This is a genomic window from Kitasatospora sp. NPDC059599, from assembly GCF_042735125.1.
In the GTDB taxonomy this organism is placed as follows: Bacteria; Actinomycetota; Actinomycetes; order Streptomycetales; family Streptomycetaceae; genus Kitasatospora.
Genome location: NZ_JBHWCL010000282.1, coordinates 1 through 4,029 on the forward strand (window position 1 = coordinate 1; position 4,029 = coordinate 4,029).

Here is a 4,029-nt window from a genome sequence, read left to right on the forward strand (position 1 = left end):
GCCGCCGGCCGTCCCGGAGCCGCCCCCGGACCCGCCGGACCCAGCGGTGCCACCGGTACCGCCGGTGCCACCCGCCGCACCGCCGGAGCCGTTCGAGCCGCCGGAACCGGAGCCGGAGCCGCCGCCCGAACCGGCCGGCGTCGCCTTGCCGCCCTGCACGACGCAGTTGAGCGGCGCGCCCTGCTTGTCGCACTCGCTCGGCATCGGGGCGTTCTTGAGGACGGTCAGCTCGCCGGCCGCGTTGAAGGTCGGGTTGGCGCAGTTGGAGAGGGTGTTCGGGTCGACCGTGCCGGCGTTGCCCGGGATGGACCTGGTCTGCAGCAGGCCGCCGCGGACCAGGCCGCGCGGGATCGGCGAGTACCCGAGGTCGTCGGCCTTGCCCTGGCCCTCGCACAGCACGTAGGAGAGGAAGCGGCTGAGCGCGGAGCCCTTGTCGTTGTTGAAGCGCGGCGGCGGGGGCAGCGCCGCGCCGGCGCGCGGCACGATCAGGTAGCTGTAGCTGGAGATCGGGTAGGCGCGCGGGTCGTTCATCGTGTAGACGCCGTCGAGGTTCTGCTGCAGGTAGTTCGGGTCGTCCGCCGCGGTGTTGTCGTCCACGCCGCGGATCCTGGCGGCGGTGAGCGCGACGGCGACGTTGGAGGCGGTGGGCAGCGAGTAGTAGCCGGCCGCGTTGAGCACCTTCACGACCGGCCAGTTGCTGCGCTTGGCGAAGGCGTACTCGTCGTAGCCGATGGTGCCGAGGTTGCCCGGGGACTTGATGTAGCCGGCCACCACGTCGGAGCCGTTCTGGGCGACCATCCGGCCGGACGGCGGGAAGAACTCGGTGTAGTCGCCGCAGGTCACGCCGTTGACCGACCTGCAGTAGGCGTCCCACTGGTCCTTGTGGGTGTGCTCCATCCAGCGGGTGAACTGCGCGGTGGCGCCGGAGCCGTCCGAGCGGATCACCGGGGTGATCTGCAGGTTAGGCAGGGCCTTGCCGTAGTCGGCGGTGACCTTCGGGTCGTTCCAGTTGGTGATCTTGCCGGTGAAGATGTCCACGACGGTCTGCGGGGAGAGCCGCAGGTCGGTGACCCGCTTGCCGCCGACGACCAGGTTGTACATGAAGGTGGTGCCGCCCGCGGTGATCGGCACGTAGGAGAAGCCGTAGACCGGGTTCTCCTTGCTGCCGGTGCCGGCGTCCTTGCCGCCCTGGCCGACGCCGGTGTCCGGCGCGGAGCGGAACGGCACGTCGGAGGCGGTGAAGTCGTCCTGACCGATCGACCACTGGGTGCGGCCGGCCGCCGAGCCGACCGGGTTGAAGTTGATCTGGATGCCCTGCGGGGACACGTCCTGCCGCCACTGGTCGATGGCGGGGCCGGCCCAGCTGGAGCCGTCCGCGCTCAGCGAGACGGAGGCCGCGTGGGCCGGGGTCTGCCCGATCAGCAGGGAGGCCGTGGCGAGCGACAGGGACATCGTCCCTGCCAGCAGCCGGGCCATGGAGCGCCTTGCGGCCTCCCGGAACATGTGAACTCCTCTGGGACGGAGGGTGGTCGGACGGGACATCACTGCTGCGCCCGCGGTCGGAGGGGGTACGGGCGGGCGGCCGCGCCGACGGCGGCCGCCTCCAGGCGGCGGGCCTCCCGGTCGATCCGGCGCTTCTGGCCCCGGGTCAGCTGCCCGGGCCGGCGGCCGCCGACCACGCGGGCGGTGACGAAGAGGACCAGCACCACGCCCATCAGGGTCAGTCCGGCCGCGAAGCCGCGCGCGATCATCCCGTCGTACGGCTGCTTGACGTAGTTCCAGATGTACAGCGGCAGCGAGACCTGGTGCCCCTCGAACGGGTTGCCGTTGAACTGCGAGGTGAAGCCGGAGGTGAGCAGCACCGGCGAGGTCTCGCCGACGCCGCGCGCCATGCCGAGCACCACCGCGGTCACCAGACCGGGCCGGGCGGTCGGCAGCACCACGTTCCACACCGTGCGCCACTGGCTGCCGCCGAGCGCGTACGAGGCCTCGCGCAGGGTGCCGGGCACCAGCCGGATGACCACCTCGGCGGCCCGGGTGACGATCGGCATCATCATCACGGTGAGCGCGAGCGCGGCCGCGAAGCCGCTCTTCTCGAAGCCGAAGGTGATGATCACGACGCCGAGGATGAACAGGCCGGCCACGATGGACGGCAGCGCCGTCATCGCCTCGACCAGGGTGCGCACCGGGCGGGACATCCGGCCGCCGACCTCGGACATGAAGACGGCCGCCGCGATGCCCAGCGGAACCGCGAACAGGGTGGCCAGGCCGAGCTGTTCGAGCGAGCCGACGATCGCGTTGAGCGCGCCGCCGGAGGTGAGCGGGTCGAGCGGGCCGGTGTGCTCCATCGACTCGGTGAAGAAGTTCAGGTGCTGGGCCGCCTCCCAGCCCCGGCTCGCGACGTAGCCGATCTGGTCGGCGATCAGCGAGACCACCAGCAGCCCGGAGCTCCAGGCGACCACGCCGACCAGCCGGTCCCGCACCGTCATCGGGTTCCACTGGAGCCGGCCGAGCAGGTAGTAGCCGGCCAGGAAGAGCAGGTACCAGCAGACCAGGAAGCCGAAGGCGCCGCTGAACGGCAGCACCCGCTCGTACAGCACCCAGTCCAGTGCGAGCGAGCCGGCCGTCGCGCCCCCCAGGGTGAGGACGTCGTCGCGGGTGACGCCGCCGATCCGCAGCTTCTTCTCGGGGCGGGCGGCCCCGGGCGCGGACGCGGTGGGCGCGGCGGGCGCGGTGGGCGCGGGTCCGCCGGCGGGCCCGGACGCCGCGACCGGCGGCAGGTCGAGCGTGGTCATCGGATGGTCCCTTCACGGTTCGGGTGTCGGCGTTCCCCTGCCCGGCGTTCGGGCTGACGGTCCGTCACGGTCAGTCCGCCGTCGCGGCGCCGGAGCGCGAGCGGTTGATGACGACCCCGGCCAGCACGTTGACCAGCAGGGTGAGCGCGAACAGCACCAGACCGGCGGCCATCAGCGCGGAGAGCGACAGCGAGTCCGACTCGCCGAAGCGCAGCGCGATCAGCGCGGAGATCGAGTTGGCGCCGTTCTCCAGGATGTGCGTGATGGCCTTGAAGTTCGGCGAGATGATCAGCGCGACCGCGATGGTCTCGCCCATCGCCCGGCCGAAGCCCAGCATGACCGCGCCGATCACACCGCCCTTGCCGAAGGGCAGGACGACCGCGCGGACCATCCCCCAGCGGGTCGAGCCCAGCGCGTACGCGCCCTCCCGCTCGCCCTGCGGGGCCTGGGAGAAGACCTCCCGGCTGAGCGAGGTGACGATCGGGATGATCATCAGGGAGACCACCACGCCGGCGATGAACGTCGACGAGGTGTACGAGGTGCCGATGTCGCCGATGCGCACCTTGAGGAACGGGACGGTGTCGCCCAGGTGGTTGGCCATCCAGCGGACGAAGCCGATGATCCGCGGCTGCAGGAAGAACAGGCCCCACAGGCCGTAGACGATGCTGGGGATCGCCGCCATCAGGTCGACGAGCGAGATCAGCGCGGCGCGCAGCCGCACCGGCGCGTACTCGGAGATGAAGATCGCGGTGCCGAGGGCCACCGGGACGGCGATGACCAGCGCGATCACCGCGATCAGCAGGCCGTTGGGCAGGACGGCGGCGATGCCGAAGTTGTGCGCGGCGGTCTGCCACTTCTGCTCGGTCAGGAAGGACCAGCCGACCGTACGCAGCGCGTCGGTGCCGCGCAGGACCAGGAAGAAGGCAATCAGTCCCATGATCGCGAAGACCGAGAGGCCCGCCAGCCGCAGCACGCCGCGGAACACCCGGTCGCCCGGGGTCGCGGGGGCGGTGATGGTGCGCGGGACGTCCTGGTCGGGCCCGTGGTCGGGTTGGCGTGACGCCCCGGCGTACGGTGCCGCGGGCTCGGCGGCCGATGTCATGGTGTGCTCTCCGTGCTCGGGAACGGGCGTGCTCGGGAACGGGCGTGCTCGGTGAGGGCCCTGCTCGGGAACGGGCGTGTTCGGTGAGGGTCCGGGGTCCGGGGCTGCCTCGGCGGGAGGGAAGCGCGGGGC

The 4,029-nt window shown here is 71.9% G+C and carries 3 protein-coding genes; all 3 read right to left on the minus strand.

Annotation, left to right across the window (positions count from 1 at the left end):
- Positions 1–1,503 (minus strand): phosphate ABC transporter substrate-binding protein PstS (locus ACFV04_RS43475; RefSeq protein ID WP_380536607.1); only part of this gene is annotated, 1,503 nt, incomplete at its 3' end.
- Between the two features lie 38 nt (positions 1,504–1,541).
- Positions 1,542–2,795, minus strand: a complete 1,254-nt coding sequence (gene pstA / locus ACFV04_RS43480; RefSeq protein WP_380536609.1) for a phosphate ABC transporter permease PstA — start codon at positions 2,793–2,795, stop codon at positions 1,542–1,544.
- 70 nt (positions 2,796–2,865) lie between these two features.
- Positions 2,866–3,897, minus strand: a complete 1,032-nt coding sequence (gene pstC / locus ACFV04_RS43485; protein WP_380536610.1) for a phosphate ABC transporter permease subunit PstC — start codon at positions 3,895–3,897, stop codon at positions 2,866–2,868.
- Between the last annotated feature and the right edge of the window lie 132 nt (positions 3,898–4,029).